Annotated in this window: 13 protein-coding genes; 4 read left to right on the plus strand and 9 right to left on the minus strand. The window is 44.3% G+C overall.

Annotated elements, in window-relative coordinates:
• Positions 1-571: 571 nt before the first annotated feature.
• The 4 genes from VEZ01S_RS07790 to VEZ01S_RS07805 form a co-directional block, all read right to left on the minus strand.
• Positions 572-1,402, minus strand: coding sequence for an amino acid ABC transporter permease (locus VEZ01S_RS07790; protein WP_174371950.1), 831 nt, complete (start codon positions 1,400-1,402; stop codon positions 572-574).
• 204 nt (positions 1,403-1,606) lie between these two features.
• Positions 1,607-2,431 carry a transporter substrate-binding domain-containing protein gene (locus VEZ01S_RS07795; RefSeq protein WP_021713475.1) on the minus strand — a complete coding sequence of 275 codons (825 nt, stop codon included), beginning with the start codon at positions 2,429-2,431 and terminating at the stop codon, positions 1,607-1,609.
• A 12-nt stretch (positions 2,432-2,443) separates the two neighbouring features.
• Complete coding sequence (locus tag VEZ01S_RS07800; protein WP_021713476.1) at positions 2,444-3,241, minus strand: amino acid ABC transporter permease; 798 nt, start codon at positions 3,239-3,241, stop codon at positions 2,444-2,446.
• Positions 3,241-3,987 carry an amino acid ABC transporter ATP-binding protein gene (locus VEZ01S_RS07805; protein WP_040890438.1) on the minus strand — a complete coding sequence of 249 codons (747 nt, stop codon included), beginning with the start codon at positions 3,985-3,987 and terminating at the stop codon, positions 3,241-3,243. The genes VEZ01S_RS07800 and VEZ01S_RS07805 overlap by 1 nt, the downstream gene beginning before the upstream one ends.
• A gap of 690 nt (positions 3,988-4,677) precedes the next feature.
• Between VEZ01S_RS07805 and VEZ01S_RS07810 the strand changes: the two genes are divergently transcribed.
• The 3 genes from VEZ01S_RS07810 to VEZ01S_RS07820 all read left to right on the plus strand — a co-directional run bounded on the left by VEZ01S_RS07810 (position 4,678) and on the right by VEZ01S_RS07820 (position 8,080).
• Positions 4,678-5,553, plus strand: coding sequence for a metal ABC transporter solute-binding protein, Zn/Mn family (locus VEZ01S_RS07810; RefSeq protein ID WP_021713478.1), 876 nt, complete (start codon positions 4,678-4,680; stop codon positions 5,551-5,553).
• 420 nt (positions 5,554-5,973) lie between these two features.
• On the plus strand, positions 5,974-7,353 hold the full coding sequence (locus VEZ01S_RS07815) for a metal-dependent hydrolase family protein (protein ID WP_021713479.1): 1,380 nt from the start codon (positions 5,974-5,976) through the stop codon (positions 7,351-7,353).
• An 88-nt stretch (positions 7,354-7,441) separates the two neighbouring features.
• Positions 7,442-8,080 (plus strand): DUF3299 domain-containing protein, encoded by a 639-nt coding sequence (locus tag VEZ01S_RS07820; protein WP_021713480.1) that lies wholly within the window; start codon positions 7,442-7,444, stop codon positions 8,078-8,080.
• 91 nt (positions 8,081-8,171) lie between these two features.
• Here the strand turns inward: VEZ01S_RS07820 and VEZ01S_RS07825 are convergent, their stop codons facing one another.
• The 3 genes from VEZ01S_RS07825 to VEZ01S_RS07835 form a co-directional block, all read right to left on the minus strand.
• On the minus strand, positions 8,172-9,371 hold the full coding sequence (locus VEZ01S_RS07825; RefSeq protein ID WP_021713481.1) for an OFA family MFS transporter: 1,200 nt from the start codon (positions 9,369-9,371) through the stop codon (positions 8,172-8,174).
• A 126-nt stretch (positions 9,372-9,497) separates the two neighbouring features.
• On the minus strand, positions 9,498-10,217 hold the full coding sequence (locus VEZ01S_RS07830; RefSeq protein ID WP_021713482.1) for a LytR/AlgR family response regulator transcription factor: 720 nt from the start codon (positions 10,215-10,217) through the stop codon (positions 9,498-9,500).
• A complete protein-coding gene (locus tag VEZ01S_RS07835) occupies positions 10,214-11,872 on the minus strand; it encodes a sensor histidine kinase (RefSeq protein WP_021713483.1) in 1,659 nt (552 codons plus the stop codon). Before VEZ01S_RS07835 ends, VEZ01S_RS07830 begins: the two co-directional genes overlap by 4 nt.
• Positions 11,873-12,178: 306 nt before the next feature.
• Here VEZ01S_RS07835 and VEZ01S_RS07840 point away from each other — a divergent pair, with 306 nt between their 5' ends.
• A complete protein-coding gene (locus tag VEZ01S_RS07840) occupies positions 12,179-16,873 on the plus strand; it encodes a DUF3320 domain-containing protein (RefSeq protein ID WP_021713484.1) in 4,695 nt (1,564 codons plus the stop codon).
• Positions 16,874-17,034: 161 nt separating this feature from the next.
• Here VEZ01S_RS07840 and VEZ01S_RS07845 read toward each other — a convergent pair whose 3' ends face one another.
• Both VEZ01S_RS07845 and VEZ01S_RS07850 read right to left on the minus strand, forming a co-directional pair.
• On the minus strand, positions 17,035-17,511 hold the full coding sequence (locus VEZ01S_RS07845; protein WP_021713485.1) for a hypothetical protein: 477 nt from the start codon (positions 17,509-17,511) through the stop codon (positions 17,035-17,037).
• 184 nt (positions 17,512-17,695) lie between these two features.
• Positions 17,696-18,898: an ammonium transporter gene (locus VEZ01S_RS07850; RefSeq protein ID WP_021713486.1), complete on the minus strand. Its 1,203-nt coding sequence runs from the start codon at positions 18,896-18,898 to the stop codon at positions 17,696-17,698.
• Positions 18,899-19,061: the final 163 nt, after the last annotated feature.

Consider the following 19,061-nt stretch of genomic DNA (forward strand, 5'->3'; position numbering starts at 1 on the left):
TCCACTGCGCTGGTTTCCTAGACTCGCTTAGCGATTAATGTGTCTAATGAGTGTTAAATAAAATGATTCTGTATCTTATTTGTAACCCATTTAACTGGTCTGTACCAGATTTTTAAGTAAAGATTAGAGTTTTAATATGACAGCTAAATGACAGTGATGTATTGTTTTACGGGTGAGTTGAACTTAATTTCGCTACGAAATGTGTGAATCTTACTTCTATTAAGCGGCAATATAGCTATCTATGGCTAAATTCAGAATGGTATAGTCCAATATGTTTATTGAGATGGAATGGAGAGATTTAAAGAAATTATTGCCGCAGTGGAAGTGTGAGGCGGCGTTCCTCAAGTAGTGAGAGATAATTGGTGTGAGATCCGGTGAGTAGGTTTGAATGTTATGGGTACAGAGTGAGTTATCAAGTGTTAGTTATCAAGTAAGTGAGGTCATGCACAACATGGAAAACTCACATAAAACCAAACAAAAAGAGCCCGCTTATGCTGAGCAAATGGCATAAGCATCATCAATACGTCCGAATGAACGTATGTTTGCATCTATGTCTAGCAGTAGTGAGTCACTACAAACACGCTCTAGAGCGTTTTTCTATTTGATTAAATAGGCGTGACAATGCAAAGCACAAGCAGAAATACACAACGCCGACAATCAACCAAATCTCAAAAATCATGCCTGATGAATTAGCCATCTCTGTGCCGACAAAGGTCATCTCTTGTATGGAAATTAACGAGACAATCGAAGTGTCTTTGACCAGAGAAATGGTTTGTCCCGCCAAAGGTGGCGTAATGGCGGTGAGCACCTGCGGGCCTATCACAAATCGATATTTATCAAGCCCAGAGAGACCTAAAGAGTCGGCCGCTTCCCATTGCCCTTTAGGTATGCTTTCAAGGCCGCTGCGAATCACTTCCGCTATGTAGGCCGATGACAATAAGCCAATGCAGATCACGCCCGAGGCTAAGTTTTCCCACAAATTAGCTGGGCCAAATAGAAACTGCTGCACGCCATTAAGGTCGCCTTGGTGTTCACGAAGCAGGCTTTGTAAGCCCAGTAGCGGGATCAGTTGATTGGAGATAAAGAAGTAAAAAATAAACACAAACACCAAAGGTGGAATATTGCGTACCAACTGAATAAACAGCAGTGCTGGCGTTTTAAATAGCGCCAGTTTTGAATGCCTCGCAATACCAAGTAAGGTGCCAAAAGAGAGAGCAAGCACCATACTCCAAAGACTCAGGCGCAGTGTTGCCACTAGACCTTGAAAGAAGTAGGGGAGCTTGCCTTCAGAAGGAGGCACAAAAATCAAACGTATAGCGTCTTGCCATCGCCAATGGTAGTTGATGCCGACGGCGGAGCGGTAATATAGCCAAGCGAGGAACACACCAATAATTGCCAGCAAAACACCGTCTAATAGATTAAGGCTCTGATACCAATAGCGCTTGCTAGCGAGAGCTGTTGCTTTAGTGGATGTTGCTGCTTTAGTGGGTGCGTTGCGACTGCTCACGTTATTCCTAATGCTAATTGCTTTGTATAGCGTTGTTTTAATTAAGTATTAAGTGAACTGTGCTCACTACTAACAAGCACGGTTCACTTATTGGTCAGCCTACTGGCCTTGAGCCACTTGATCTTGCCAATCTAGAGTAGAGAACCAGTATTCATAGCGCTCTTTGAGCCAACCATCTGCGGTGCGATCTTTGATCCATTGGTTAAAGAACTCTGCTTTATCGGTTTCGCCTAAACGCACCGCAAAGGCTTCATTGCCTTGTGATAGGCGTTCAGTAAACGGAATAAACAGTGAGTCCGAGTGTCTGATGGCTTCCTGCTCAGGTTTAGGGCTGGATGCAATCACCGCCTGTGCATTGCCATTTAACACTTCTTGAAAGGCTTGCGCTTCATCATCAAATTGAAGAATCTTCGCTTTGGGGAAGGTTTCACGCGCCACTTGCACGGTAACGGCGCCGCGACGAGCCGCTATTTTGATGCGGCGAGAGTTAAAATCTGACACTTTATTAAAGCCCTTCGCCAGCTCTTTACTAGCTGCCAGTTGCACTCCAGAGTGCGAGTAAGGGTCAGTAAACAGAACGCTTTTTGAGCGAGCTTCGGTAATGGATAAACCGCCGATGATTACATCAAACTTTTGTGAGAGCAGTGATGGAATAATACCGTCCCACGCGGTTGGCACAAATTCTACTTTCCAGCCAGAATCGGCGGCTAAGCGTTTGGCCACATCAATTTCAAAACCAATCAGATCGCCTTGTTTATTGCGCATCGCCCAAGGGACAAAGGTCGACATGCCAACTCGCAAAGTGCCTCTATCGTTTATTTTGTCTAAATTTGGTGTAGCTGTATTTTGCGTATTAGTGGCAAATGCAGGCAAGCTGACAGTGAGTGTCAGTAGTGCCGTAATTGCGGTTTTAAATAGCTTCATGCTGAGTCGTCCTTATTGGGTTCGCCAGTTAGCGCCAAGCTTATGTTCTAACCAAGCGGCAACGGCAGAGAGTGAAAGAGTAAGCGCAAGATAAATGATGGCCACCGAGAACCAAATCTCAAACGGCATCGCGGTTTCAGAAACAATGTTTCTGGCTTGTGTGGTTAGGTCAAATACCGCCATAACACTCACAATAGAAGAGTTTTTGATCAGCGAAATCACCTCATTGGTTAGTGGAGGTAATGTCCTTTGAATCACTTGTGGCAGGATCACATCCCAAAAGGTGAATAGGCGGGATAAGCCGAGAGAGTGAGCCGCTTCAAATTGCCCACGAGCAATACTGTTCAGTCCCGCACGGAAAATCTCCGCAGTATACGCGCCTTGGAACAGTGCCAGTGCCAATACTGCGGTGCTGAATCTATCCAGCCCAATGACGGGGCCAAACACAAAATACAAAAGATAAATTTGCACAAGCAGTGGGGTGTTACGAATCAGTTCCACATAGCCGGTGGCTAATGTTCTGCCCACCACAGAATTGGAGTTTCTGAGAAGCGCAGTCACTAAACCTATACCTAGCGTGGCCACTAGAGCAATCAAAGAGATCTGTATTGTGACCAGCAATCCGTCGAGCAATTCGGCAGACCACCACTGACCATCTTCATAGATGGCAATATAATCCGGCACTCTATCCCATTGCCACTGATAGCCCATAGCCTGTGCGCCCGAATTTAATATCCAAGTGACTGCCGCCGCCAGAACAATGATTTGCAGTATGGCGAACAGGGTGGGTTTAATAATACGCCCAAACATCAGTAGCTTAAGATCTGCTTGAGGAAAGCTTGCGTGCGCTTATGTTGCGGGTTTTCAAACAATGCCTGCGGACTATTTGATTCCACTATTTGTCCCTCATCCATGAAAATAACGCGGTCGGCCACTTTTTTGGCAAAGCCCATTTCATGGGTCACGCAAACCATAGTGATTCCTTCTTTGGCAAGATCGACCATAACATCAAGCACCTCGTTGATCATTTCAGGATCAAGAGCAGAAGTGGGTTCATCAAACAACAGTAGCTCAGGCTTCATGCACAAAGAGCGCGCAATCGCGACGCGTTGCTGTTGTCCGCCAGAAAGCTGTACTGGATATTTGTGTGCTTGCTCTTGAATATGCACGCGCTCTAGATAGTGCATCGCCACTTTTTCGGCTTCTTGCTTACTTTTCTTTAGAGTGCGAATGGGCGCAAGGGTGAGGTTTTCAAGAACCGTCAAATGCGGGAATAGGTGGAAGTGTTGAAAAACCATCCCCACCTTGCCGGGGTTTTTAAACGGGCAAGGTAAGGTATGTTCAAGCACGTTAAGCTCGCCATTATCAAAAGGTTCAAGCTGATTGATGCAGCGAATTAGCGTTGATTTACCTGAGCCTGATGGACCGCAAATAACGACAATCTCGCCTTTGTGGATGGACAAATTGATGTCTTTTAGGGCGTGGAAATCGCCATACCACTTGTTAAGTGATTGGAATTTAACCATTCCTTGTTGATTATTCAAACTATTAGTCATTGATAGTGCATGAGTGAAACACCTTATCAATTTAGACACGGCAATGCACATGAATTTGATGATGGTAATTGCAATCAATCTCCGGCGTTAGCTGAGTCGTGACGCGGTTTAATCGTTAGTAATTTGTCGTTTTAGCTCATTAAATATGTGAAATGCCAATGAAGGGAAAGGTGCTATACAGCACTGATATAAATACAACCAAGATCAAGCGGCATCGCTTTACCAATGGCGAGTCAAAATAGGCAGAACCGAACCCTCAATTTAGCAAAGTTAAATTGAATAAATGCACTCTTAATTATTTTATCTAAATTAAACAAGAACTTAAGCACTCACAACTTCTGCTTCTTTGTTACGTCCCCGTATCCTCGTTACAAAATACATAAATGCTATGTTATAACGTCCGCCTAATTGTATTTGATGCCTGTCACATTTTTATAGATTGCCGATGCATGGGTCATACCCATGATGATCGTTAGCGGCTGTTGGTGCCTTCACCAAGTTGTGAGCGATTGTCGGGTTGGCTGTTCTTTGGTTAGGGGTCAAATGGACGATGGTGTTGGCATAATCTATTCCGGTTGATTGTGCCGTTACTTTCGTCGCTATGCGTATTTTTTATTTTGTCGGTTTCTGTGGATTCTAGAAAGGAATGTTAAGACAGAAATGACGCTTTTACTTACTAGGAAAACCTCTATGAAATTATTAAAAGTTGCGGCTGTAACCTTGGCATTGGCTTCAAGTAGTGCTGCTATGGCAGGTACTGTGAATGCTGTGGCAAGTTTCTCTGTATTGGGTGATATCGTGCAACAAGTTGGCGGTGAGCACGTAGCTGTGACAACGCTGATTGGTCCTGAAAGTGATCCTCATTCATTTTCTCCTGCGCCTCAAGACAGCGTGACACTGAACAAAGCTGATGTAGTTTTTGTGAGTGGTCTAGGTCTAGAAGGTTGGATGGATCGTTTGGTACAGGCTTCTGGTTATAAAGGCGAAGTTGTGACTGCATCAAACGGCATTACTACGCGTAGCATGATTGACGATGGTGAGAAAATTGTTGATCCACACGCGTGGAATAGCATGGAGAATGGTATTGTCTATGCAACGAACGTAATGAACGCGCTGATCAAAGCCGACCCTGAAGATGCTGATTACTTTAAGCAACATGGCGAGCAGTACATCAAGCAACTGTCTGAGCTTAATGACTGGGCGGTTGAAACCTTTAACGCCATTCCAAAACAAAAACGTAAAGTTCTGACTAGCCATGATGCTTTCGGCTATTTTGGTGCTGAATACAATGTGAGCTTTTTAGCTCCTCAAGGTTACTCAACTGAGTCTGAAGCGAGTGCTCAACACATTGCTGAGCTTATCAATCAGATCAAACAGGAAGGGGTTAAAGTTTACTTTATGGAAGACCAAACTGATCCTCGTTTAGTGAAGCAAGTTGCAGCTGCAAGTGGCGCGAAAGAGGGTGGTGAGCTTTACCCAGAAGCACTATCTACAACAGACGAAGCCAATACTTACGCTAAAGCGTTTAAGCATAATGTGACAGTGATTGCGAACAGCATGAAGTAGTCAATGCTTATCCATCCTATCGGGGTTGTGGGCGACGCAAAGTAGCCCACCTGACTATTCACCTTGCATAGGATGGCAATGACTTGTTTATTGGTGAGAATAATCTCTCACCAATAAATTGAGACCTCTTTGCCACCCCTTTCAGGCATATTTAAGTGTGATGTTACAGGGCTTACTGCAAAACAAAGTCAAAACCTTCCAACAATAATACTCCAAATAATCTGTTTTCACTTTTAAGTTGAACTCCCCAACAGTGCCCTTAATCTTCATTGTGATCTTTTTCACACAATTCTTATTTCATTAAAATAACCAAATGAAATAACAGACTTTTTTATAGTGCATTCCCATACAAAAGCTCAAATACGACTACACTTTTCTAGTCACTTTATTGAGTCTATTTTTCATCAAAAGGGAATGTAAATGAAAAAAATCTTATTGATATCGACGTTATCGTTGATGACTTCTATGGCGCTTGCGGCAGAGGAAACTCCGTTGCCTCAGACGGTTTTTAAGAATGTTGATATTTTTAATGGCACTGAGAACAAGCTCTATGAAAATCATCATGTTTTGATTGAAGGAAATAAGATCAAAGCCATTTCCGGTAAAGAAATCAGTGCTCGTCAAGATGCAACTGTCATTGATGGACAGGGAAAAACCTTAACTCCTGGCTTTATTGAAAATCATGCTCACCTAATGCTAATGGGGCCGAGTTTGCCTGCGATGGAATCAGGTAAAACATGGGAAGATTTTGCTATCCACGGTTCTCGAATGGCGCAGATGTATCTTATGCAAGGGTTTACGACAGTGCGAGACGCCGGTGGCGCAAATGGCGGTTTACGTCGTGCTATTGATGCCGGAGAGATCATCGGGCCACGTTATTATCCATCGGGCGCTTTCTTGAGTACTCGAGGAGGTCACGCCGATTTTGCCAACTATTCTGCACCGGTAGGTCAAGAATCAAATTTTACCCGCCTTAATATGGCGCAAGAGGTGGACAGCGTAGGGGATGTCAAAAAATACGCCCGTAATAATTTTAGAATGGGGGCAACTCAGCTTAAATACATGCAATCAGGCGGCGTTGTGTCCGCATTTGACCCATGGCAGCTGTTAGCAGGATCACCAGAAGAGCTTGCGGCGGCGGTATCGGTTGCCGAAAGTTATGGCAGTTATGTCATGGCGCACTCTTATCGCAAAGAAGCTATTTTGGATGCGTTAAACGCAGGGGTGATGTCTATCGAACATGGTTTTGCGTTTGACTGCGACATTGCCAAGGTAATGAATGATAAAGGGGCCTATATCACCACCAATTTAACGGCATTTGACCCCGGTCTTATGGATATCCCTGCAATTAAAAACGTCCCATCCAGTTACCGAAAAGCACAGTCTGCGACGGAATCTTTCAAAAACTACATTCCTAATATGAAGAAGTGCCCAGTGAAGCGTGGTTTTCAAACTGACTGTGTAGGCTCAGTGGATGCGTGTAACATTCAAATTGCCTATGAGAAAAAGCTCAATAATGATTTCTTCGGACCATATGAGTCGTTAAAAACGTTGACCTCGGTTGGAGGCGAACTGGCCACGTTAACCGGTGAATTTACCAACCCTTATCCAGAGGCAAAGTTAGGCGTGATTGAAGTGGGGGCATACGCCGATGTATTGCTATTGGATGGAAATCCATTAGATGACTTCTCAGTTGTGGGGACGGGCGATCAGTGGTTTGGTGCGAAGAAACGACAAGATAGCCCAGAAACGATAAAACTGATCATGAAAGACGGCGTTATTTACAAAAATACGTTGTAAAAGAGCGTCAGCGGTATCGAATGAGGGCAGTAATTACTGCTCTTTGTTTGGTATCAGTGAGTTTAAGCACAATATATGAGTGATAAACATGGATGTGAGAAAGTGTATTTGCCTTTTATTTTCTTTAGTTACGGTCAATGCATTCGCCAGTAATGCGATTGAGGTGAGCTGGGATAACCTAAGGCCAAATGTTGCCCCCAATCCTATTACGCTTCCAGAGCTAAGTGGTGAGCATTTAAGGAAAATACAAACCGTATTTACTTTGATGCATTCGAGTAATCCAGAAGACGTGACTCAGCTAGAGCAGGCAGTGCAACAGCTCCAAGAAGATAATATCGATGCGATGGAGCTACTTAAAATGCGTGAGGCGTATATTCAAGCGCAAAAGATCGCTTCTGAATCTCTGACGACGGAATTTGATGGTAAGAAGGTGCGTATTCCAGGGTTTATGGTGCCTATTCAATTTTCCGATGCCATGGTGGCAACAGAATTTTTGTTGGTTCCCGTTGCCGGTGCGTGTATTCACATGCCGCCTCCGCCTGCCAATCAAATCGTGCGCGTTTCTTTTCCTAAAGGTTATGCCATGAGAACTGTGCAATATCCGGTATGGGTTGAAGGGACCCTGCAATCGTCATTGACCCACGAGGAGGTGTATATTGTGGATGGAACGAGCAACGTATCTATGGGGTATCAGATGCAAGCATCGATGGTTGTCGATTATCATTGAGTCAGCAAATGAACGACATAAGGTGTAGACAGCAAAAAGCCAGTTCACATTGAACTGGCTTTTTCGTATTTATCGGCTTAATTAACTTTAATTATGCCATAGCAAGTTGTTGACGGTTTGGCTTCTTAATCACGATAGAAAGTACAATCGAAACTAAGATCAGTGCCAGCATGACATGAAAAGTCGCTAAGAAGCCACCAAACAATGATGCAATCACAGAGCCTGCAAAGCTACCAATGCCAAATCCTAGGTAAATCATGCCGTAGTTTTTCGCTACGTGTTCTAAGCCAAAGAAGTCACTGACTAATGATGGGTACACAGTGATGGTTCCGCCGAAGCTAAACGCAATACACGCAAGTGACCAGTAGAAAGTGGTTTGTGTTGGCGGAATAAACATTAACACGCTAACACCAGCAAGGCAGATAAGTAGAGCGATAGTAATCACGTAAACACGAGTGATTTTATCTGACAATACACCCAGAACAATACGTCCACCTAAGTTTGCTACTGCGATAACAGAAACGGCTGTCGCGGCAATATCCATAGATAGGTGTACATAGTTTTGACCGATGTCTTTCGCAATACCAATGGCATACAAACCAGACATACATACAGTAGTAAACATCAACGCTAGCATGTAGAACTGAGGTTTTTTCAGTACTTCTTGAAGCGTTAAGTTGTGATGAGGTTCAGCGTGGCTCGTATCTTGTTGTGTCTGTTGAGGCGCATCTTTAACTAATACCGCACCAATTAGAACCAGTATCATTGCCGTAATGCCCCATACTTCAAATGAGTATGACAAGCCAAAGTGAGTCAGTGAATACATATTAATGTATTTAAAACCAAGACTGCCCAGACCGTACGCACCAATGGCACACGCCGAAGCAATGCCTTTGTTGTCAGGGAAGAACTTAATACAGTTGGTCAGCGCCAGTAGATAGCCAGTACCGTCAGCAAAGCCTACCAAAAAGCCTGCGCACACATACAGTGCCGTTAAGCTTGAGGCAATTGAAGTCAGGTATAGACTCGCACCCAATAGAAGCCCAGAAAATGCGATAACTTTTTTAATGCCAAAACGTTCTTGAAGTTTGCCTGATAGCGAAGAGGCAACAGCCAATGCAAGGCTAAGTAGGCCAAAAGAAAACGCCACTTGTTTGACAGGTTCATCAAGCTTATCGGCTAGATGTGCGTTAAAAAGACTCCATGTGTAAACAGAACCTAATGCAAATTCAATTAAAACAGTACCGATTAAGGTAGACCATTTGTCGCGAGAGCGGATTGTAGTGCTCATTGTATGCCTCAAAAATAAATCAATTGCGTGTAACTTAAGAGATTGTTTTTAAGGCTTCAATGGCTAGCAGGCGATAGAAAATGAACTGTCGTAATGCGAGAACGAAATGCAAAAATAAGGAATGAATTACAAACCCATTCGTTCACGAAACTCTTTAATGTTCGAGCGACTGACAGGAATGAGTGTTTCTACCCCTTTACACTTCAAGCGATAGGTACCGCTATGCCAGGGGGTGATTTCCTCAATCTTATCAAGATTGATCCAGTAAGAACGATGTGCTTTGAAGAACTTGGCATTGTCAGCTTTTTCAACAAATTCACTGAGCATTAATGGTGAGGTAAACGATCCGTGTACGGTTTCAACATCGGTAATTTTGCCGTTTGCAGAAGCATAGATGATATCGCTGACCTCGATAACTCGAATACGGCTGCCTTGATAGAGATTGATACTGCTGTCTGAGGCCACAATTGGCATCGCGGCTGGGTAGAGCTCTGCGGAAAGCTTACTGAGGGTCTTTTCTACGCGATCTTCGGTGTAAGGTTTTAGCAAGTAATCAAAAGCTTCAATTTCAAAGGCTTCTGCTGCGTGCTCTTTATAGGCGGTCGTGAAAATAATCGCAGGTTGAGATTTTGAATTGTATAAACTTTTGGCCAGAATCATGCCATTTATTGAGGGAATGTTGATGTCTAAAAACGCCACATCAACCTGAGTGCTTTGTAAAAACTCTAACGCTTGTAATCCATCGCTAAACTCGGCAATGATGTTTAAGTCACTGTATTTACGAATCAAGTACTTGAGCTCTTCACAGGCTAAGTATTCGTCTTCAACTACGATAGCGGTTTTCACTGTGTCGCTCCCAATGGAATAGTAAATGATATTTGAGTACCGGAGTTTAGACGCTGAATATTCAAGCCTTCTCCATATAAGAGTTTAATGCGTTGATGCACGTTATTGAGTCCAATGCGTCTAGAGTCGAGCGTGCCCGCTTGTACCCCATCTATCACAGATTGTGGAATGCCCACGCCATTGTCAGCAACCGTGATTTTTACACTGTTTTGTTGCTGCTTGACTGAAATACTGACGGTTCCGCCAATGCCTTTCGGAACAATGCCATGACCAATGGCATTTTCAACCAATGGCTGAATAATCAAAGGTGGTACAGACACTGGCACATTGTCGAGATCAAAAACAACATGCAGCTTGTTGCCAAATCGAGCCTTTTCAATGGCAGCGTAATCATTGACCTGCTGCAATTCGGCCTCTAATGGAATCATTTCTGCGACGTTTTCTAGGTTAAATCGCATAAACCCGGCCAACTTTCCAACCAGATCACGCGCCCTATCTGGGTCAATACGAATGAGGCTTGAAATCGCGTTTAAGGTATTAAATAAAAAGTGGGGATTAATTTTGTTTTGCAATGCGCCAAATTCGGCTTCGTTGGCCATGACTTTCAGCTGTTCAACTTTTGCCACTTCTAATTGGGTAGAGATAAGTTGTGATAATCCAATCGCCATTTCATGTAGTGAGAGGGTGATTTGGTGAGGCTTTTTAAAGAAAATCTTTAATGTGCCGGTCACTTGCCCATTTTCGGATAGCGGGATAATCATTAAGGAGCGAAACGCATGCTCACGAATATCATTGCTTTCGATAATGGTATTGTTTTGAATGGCCTTTAAGGTCATCAAACTGACTTGAGTATGATGATTGTAAAATTGTTCTTCACCATAACCGACATACACTTGTACGTCTTTAGTATCGGTAATTGCGACGGCATCAGCGTGCGTTTCGGTGCGAATAATATCGCACACCTTTTTCAGAGCCTCGCCAGTATTTTGACGAATAAAAGGCAGGGTACGGTTTGCCACTTTTAAGGCTTGCTTGGCTTGGTAGGCCGCTACTTTGTCTTTTTCACTTTCGGTATCTTGTAGCCATTTAATAATCAGGCTGACGCACAACGCCCCCACAATCATCGGTAGTGCGATGGCGTGTACGATAGAGTGGGCTAATACTTTGTCGTCATTGAGCGCGATAATGAGCGCCATAGTGGTGACTTCACAAAAGACGGCGACTAACACGCCATACTTGGCGTAGTTTGCGTAGTTGGCTCGAACATGCACCCAAGACGCTAACAGCCCCGCCGATACGCTAGTAATTAAGCATGGAATAGAAGATGGGCCATTAAGATCGATGAGGTAACGGTGGACGCCAGAAATCAAACCGACCGGAATGCCGACCCAAGGACCAAATAAGATACCACCTGACACGATAGAGATGATGCGAACATTGACCAGTGATCCCTCAACATTCACTCCAGTATAGGTACTGAAAATCGCGAATAAAGTGAAAAACAGAGTCAGTATGGTCAGCTCAACACTACTGCGACTTTGCTTGGTAATGATGGTCTGAAAAATATGAGTATGGGTTAGAAAATATAACGCCATTAAAAGCAGTGAAGCTCGTTCGACAACCGCCAGTAACATTCCGAATTGTTCTGTATACATCTCTCAGCGCACTTAGTTGAATATAAAGGGTGATTTTACCGTTAGGGGGTTTACGCGCAAGGTTCAAGCTTGAGCAAATATTGAAACTTATAAACCGATTTTTACGGCGTTATTGAGTGATTTAATGACGCTATTTACCATTGAATCTACTCATAAAGCGGTAACATTTAACTATAGTCGCAGATTTTAGTTTAAGAAATGGAAACTAATAATACTTGCCCCAAATTCGTATGCGATGTGATGCAATGGAGGGTGTCATGGTGACGATAGATTCACGTCTGAATATGAAAGAAATTTGCGATAGATATGAGTATAAAAATTAAAAGTGTGTTTGAAAAAAGTCGTCAAGAATTGCTGGATATGGGGTTACGAGGTAATACCTTACTCAGTTTAGGTAAAGGGGCCAAAGTTTTAGACATTGTGGATGAAAAATCCGCGCAAGTTTTTGACACATTGGTGAATAAGAGCCGCAAAATGACCTTTATTGCCGCTCCCGATGCTTTAGAAGAAGAGAATTCACCGTTACTCATTAGTGATTTGACTGAACACTTGCAAGACAGTGTCGGTGATAAGCGTCACCAAGACAGTTCGCTGCAAACTCAATTATTCCGTCGCAGTTTAGAGACCCGTCTACTGAAAATTCACTCAGAAGCGCTGACGTATGTGCAAGAGCAAGGTGTGGATCTTTTGTATATCGCCACCGGCTTTTTGCAATGGTATGAAGACGACCATTCCAGCAAAGCCCGTTACGCTCCGCTGATTTTAATTCCCGTTAAACTGACCCGCGCAGAAGCCGGTGATGCGTTTAAGCTGAGATATACCGAAGCGGATCTTGGCACCAACTTAACCCTTGCTGCCAAACTCAAAATGGATTTTGCCATTGAACTGCCTAAATGTGAAAGCGACGATGGCGAGTTTGATTTACAGCACTATTTTGAGTTAGTCAGCGAAGCGGTAGCAAAAGAAAAACGCTGGCAGGTGGTGAGTGACAAAATCGCCCTGAGCTTTTTCTCTTTTGGTAAGTTTCAGATGTACCAAGACCTGTCTGATGAGGCGTGGCCCGATGGACAAAAACCGTCAGAAAATGCCGTGATTCAAAAGCTATTCGGTGGCGGTTTTGAATCTGACAGCACGCGTTTAGATTCTACGCCCATGGATGTCAATAAAGCCGAAGCCATTCAATTGGTGCTCGATTCCGATTCTAGCCAAACTGAAGCAGTACTAGCGGCTAAATCTGGCGCGAACCTTGTAATTCAAGGGCCGCCGGGGACAGGTAAATCGCAAACGATCGCCAATATTATTTCGCAAGCCTTAGCCGACGATAAAAAAGTGTTATTTGTGGCTGAGAAAATGGCCGCATTAGATGTGGTAAAACGACGTCTAGATAACTGCAATATTGGTGATTCGGTACTTGAGCTTCACTCGCATAAAGCCAATAAAAAAGCGGTGTTAGGCTCTCTTGAAGAGACTTTACTGCAAAAAGCGCCAGTGACCCCTCAGCGCAGTGACGATATCCAAAAATTGGTGGCGTTGCGCGCCCAATTGGATAACTACAGCAAAGCGGTGAATACGCCGATTGCCGATACTGGCGTTAGTTATCAAGTGGCACTAGGCCATTCATTGCAAGCTGAACAACGCCTGCAAGAGTGCGACATTGATAAAACCCTATTACCTGAAATCACGCCAGTTATTAGTCAGTGGTCAAAAAGCCAATACAAACAAGCGCTGGGCAATATTCAAGAGTTAGTGGATTACCTGAGCGCGCATGGCTCGCCAATGGACAATGCCTTTAACCCGACCACCTTGTGTGAAGCCTCACCAGCACTACTTTCCAGTAGCAAAACACTATCATCAAAGCTGGTGGAAGCAAAACGTCAGTTAATTGAACAGGTAAAAACTTTAGCAAACAGCGCCAATCTTACCTTACCTATAGAGTCATATAGTGATGCCTTAAAAGCGCTTGCTTCATTGCAGATGATTGCCTCAAAGCCAAATTTACAAGGCTTAAATAGCGATACTTCAAAGTGGTCGCAACAGGGCGAAGCGATTTTGCAGTTTGCTGAGCAAGGCTTGTCGTTGCAAACGGATAGACAAACCCTAGAAAGTGAGTTTGTCGATGCGGCATTTGATTACGATTGGACAACGCTTCGCGGCACATTTTCCACCACGGGTAAAAAGTGGTGGCGCTTCTTATCAGGTGACTTTAGAAAAATGAAGGCCAGCTATGCCGGATTAAGAAAAGATGGCCTTAAGGGTGACGTCAACGATTGGCTTAATGCGATTGATGCAATGCAAGACTTTGAATCTAAGCAGAAGCAATTTGTTGAGTCGGCGCAGGTGGCAATTGCCGTTATTGGTAGTCACTACCGAAACTCAAATACGGATTGGGGCTCACTACTTGAGCCTTTGCAGTGGTTGTATCAAGCCACTACCGCGATTAATGAGCAGCGAATAGACCCTAGTGTAGCAAACGTGTTTGATGCGCAGCAAAGCCCAATATCGCAAGGGCAAATGGATACTGTCAATGAGAAGCTTGCCACTCATGATGCTTTGCTTGATGAGTTGTGTATTGCATTGCAAATGGATGTCGAGACTTTTGCTGAGCAGCTAAGTCTACGTTCTATGCAACAGCTACAAACATTGCCAGACAAACTAGACGCTTTGTATGAATTGGTGCGCTTTAACCGTATTAGCGCAAGATTAGATGAACAACATTTATCCGCTTGGAGCATACTTGCTCGCACTTGGCAGAGTGAACCTGAATCCTTGTTACTGGCGTTCCAATATCAGTTCTACTCGCAACTTGTGAATGAGGTGTATGAGAAAGAACAAGCGATCAGTGAATTTGACCGAGTAGGGCATGAGCACTGCATCGAACAGTTTAGAGTGATAGACAAACAGCTGTTTGGCTTTGCTCAAGAGAAATTAGTGGAAGACTTATACGCACGTTTGCCAAACCCAAGTGCTCGTGGTGAGGTGGAAACGCTGCGTCGAGAGTTTAATAAAAAGCGCAGACACTTGCCAATACGCCGCCTACTTAATCGTTCGGGTAGAGCCATTCAGCAAATTAAACCTGTGTTTATGATGAGCCCGATGTCAATTTCTACCTATCTTGAGCCGGGTAGTATTGAGTTTGATCTTGTGGTGTTTGATGAAGCGTCACAGGTAAAAGTAGCCGATGGCTTAGGCGCAATATTGCGCGGCAAACAAGTGATTGTGGTCGGTGATACTAAGCAGATGCCACCAACCAGTTTCTTTGGTCGTCAGTTTACTTTAGATGATGATGAAGCCGAAGAGAGCTTAACGGCGGATATTGAAAGTATCCTAGGCATGTTCTTAGCCTCTGGTGCACCAGAAAGAATGCTGCGCTGGCACTATCGTAGCCGTCACGAATCATTGATTGCCGTCTCTAACCAAGAGTTTTATGACAACAAGCTGATGATCTTCCCATCATCGGGCATTAATCCAGATGCAACGGGACTGACGTTTAATTATCTACCTGACACCACTTACGACAGAGGTGGCGCGCGAGTCAATGTTGGTGAAGCGCAAGCAGTTGCCAAAGCGGTGATTGAGCACGCTACAACCATGCCGCATCAAACATTGGGCGTGGTGGCGTTTAGTACCGCGCAACGTGATGCGATATTGCTGGAAGTCGAGCGATTACGTAAAGAAAATCCGCAATTGGAGCATTTCTTTGCGCACCATCCTGAAGGCGAAGATTTCTTTGTGAAAAACTTAGAAAACGTGCAAGGTGATGAAAGGGACAGTATCTATATCAGTATTGGTTATGGTAAGACAGCTGAGGGGCGTTTGCCAATGAGCTTTGGCCCAGTTAACTCAGCTGGGGGCGAGCGCCGTTTGAATGTGTTGATCTCGCGTTCTCGCCTGGCAATGCAGGTATTTTGTAACTTTAAATCAGAAGAAATGCCGACCACAGCAGAATCGCCATTTGGCGTGCGCGCATTAAAGCATTTCCTACATTATGCCGATACCAAGCAACTGGTTCGTTCAGAGGAAACCGGGAAAGAGCCGGATTCTCCGTTTGAAGAAGAGGTGATTTCCACCATTCGTAGCCTTGGTTATAGCGTACAACCGCAAGTGGGTTGTGCAGGATTCTATATTGATATTGCGGTGCGCGATCCAAGTAAAGAAGGGCGCTACATGTTGGCGGTTGAATGTGATGGCGCAACCTATCACAGCTCAAAAAGTGCCAGAGATAGAGACCGTATTCGTCAAGGTGTGTTAGAAGGGCTTGGTTGGCGTTTCCATCGTATTTGGAGTACTGACTGGTTTAGAAATCGTCATAAAGAGTCGCAACGTTTGGATGACGCACTGCGCTCCGCAAAGGCATATTATGCCAATTTTGATGAGCAAGTGGTCAAGGCAAAACCTGCGCCTAAAGCCAGTATTGAACGCGTGGAAAGCCAAGTTGAAGTAGAACAATCTGGCGCAACGTATGCAGTGGCTGACGTGCAAAATCTGTATTTAAAACCGGGCAATACCATTCCTGAAATGGAACAGTATCAACTGGTGAGTGACATAGAGACAGTACTGAATGTCGAGTCTCCAATGCACACGAAACTTTTGGCAATACGCTTGTTGTCGGCACTGGGCACAACACGCACAGGAGCGCGTATAATGCGCGCTATTGGCGGTGCGTTAGAAGAGTTACGCTGTATTGGTAAAGTAAACCTTGACGGTGATTATGTGATTTTGCAAGACAAACCCACTAGCGTACGTAACCGTAAAAACTTACCGAACAATGAACGTAAGTTCGACTTTATTTATGACGATGAAATTGCCTTAGCGGTGGTAGAGACGGTGAATGATACGTTCTCTATCCCGAAAGATGATTTGATTAGAGGCGTGACTGAAGTACTTGGTTTTTCAAGTACCAGTCAGGCAATGAGAAGTAAGGTTGAAGCTGTGCTGGTGGAATTGGTTCACGCAGAGAGGATCGTCTTACAAGGAGACACGTACCGCATGCCGCACTCGTGATCGCTGGCTATACTTTCTTTTAAACGCTATCGTGTTTAATACCCATCGCTATTTATACCGATAGCGATGGGTTTGTTACCTTCTTTCACGTGAGATTAAAAACAAAAGCACTAGGTTACCCTGTAACTTAGTGCTAAGTCTTACCGTGTCGGTTTTCGTATCTAACAAACGCCTGTGATTGTTCGGCCATTGGCTAGCGTATCTTCAACTTCAGCGCCAGTGATCATTTGTCCTAAAGGGGAATGCGGGGTGATGACGATCAATTTACCATTGTTGATCTTAAACCCACCACAGACAGGAAGCAGCCAACAGGTCATAGCATTGTCGAGTGTAACGATAGCACCGAGTGCGATCTCGTCGGTATCGGTAAAGTCACGCACGATAAGAGTGTTGAGCTGATTGATCATTGCATCAAAATCGGCCACACGCTGAGATTGTCCATGAGCCAAGTAAGCCGCTTCAATAGCCACTGTATCGTATTGGGTTTCCGCGACACTTTGTTCGTGTGTAGCGTCGCCGTGCGCGCTATCAGCAGCCTTTAGTGCAACCGAGCGTTGTTCATGCAATAGCTGTAGAAGTTCTTGGCGCAGATGCTCTTTATCGGTTGAACTTGATTGAGTGGGGGTTTTATCGGTCATGATGCACTGGCGTGAAATAAAAGCGTATGGTAACTAAAAGTAACGCAATGTGCGACATTATGCCCAGAGTATTCTCGTCGGATTGAGAAAACGTCGCGGCTACCTTGAGTCTCAGCACAAATAAAAACAACCTGCACTTATTTAAGTGACAGGTTGTTGTCATATTAGAGAAGTGTGATTGGTATTATTTATCCGCGCTCGTTGAACCAATTTTATGGATAGCGAGGTCAGCACCGATAAACTCATCTTCTTGGCTTAAACGTAAACCAAACAGTTTGTTGATAATGCCGTATACAATAAAGCCACCGACGACCGCGACAATAACGCCTGCGATTGTACCAATGATTTGCGAGGTTAAGCTCACACCGCCTAGGCCACCCAGCATTGGTGCGCCAAAGATACCAGCCGCAATTGCGCCCCATACGCCACACAAACCGTGTAAAGGCCATACACCCAATACATCATCAATTTTTGTACTGCGTTGCAATTTAGTAAATACCCATACAAACAGCGCCCCTGCAATACCACCAACCACAAATGCGCCTACAGGATGCATGATGTCAGAGCCGGCACATACCGCAACCAAGCCCGCTAATGGACCATTGTGGATAAAGCCAGGGTCATTTTTACCTACAACCAATGCCACAAGCGTACCGCCAACCATCGCCATCAAACTGTTTACTGCAACCAGACCATTGATACCGTCTAGGGTTTGAGCTGACATAACATTAAAACCAAACCAACCTACAGTGAGCACCCAAGCACCTAGTGCAAGAAATGGAATGTTTGAAGGAGCAAAGGCAACGCCCGGTTTACGGCCACGACGGGTTCCTAGCAAATAAATGGCAACCAGAGCTAACCAACCACCCATACCATGCACCACAACAGAACCGGCAAAATCATGGAACTGTGCACCAAATTGGGTCTCTAACCACGCTTGGAAGCCAAAGTTGCCGTTCCAAATGACGCCTTCAAAAAATGGGTAAACAAACGCGACAATAAGCGCAGATGAAAATAAGAAAGGTGTGAACTTGCTTCGCTCTGCGATACCACCAGAAACAATCGCAGGAATTGCGGCTGCAAAGGTCAATAGGAAAAAGAACTTAACCAGTTCGTAACCGTGGCTTTGTACCAGCGTATCGGCGCTGATAAAGAAGTTTTGTCCATAGGCAATCTGATAGCCAATAGTAAAATAGGCCACGGTTGCTAATGCAAAGTCAGCCATGATTTTTACCAAGGCGTTGACTTGGTTCTTGTGACGGACCGTACCCACTTCTAAGAACGCAAAGCCTGCATGCATTGCGAGAACCATAATGGCACCAAGAAGGATGAATAAAGTATCTGCGCTCTGCGCAACGGCACCAATAGCCTGACTAATGTTGTCCATAATTTGTATCCAGATGAGTGTCTAATATCTAATTTCTATTAATGCAAAAAGCGTTCCAGTTTTGATAATTACTGTCGTAATAATAGGATTTTTATTAAAAATAGGGGTTAAAAGCTTGAGGTTGCTGTTTTTATCGTCGTATTAGCACAAAAAACAGATGCTA

It is taken from the genome of Vibrio ezurae NBRC 102218 (assembly GCF_000467185.1).
Lineage (GTDB): Bacteria > Pseudomonadota > Gammaproteobacteria > Enterobacterales > Vibrionaceae > Vibrio > Vibrio ezurae.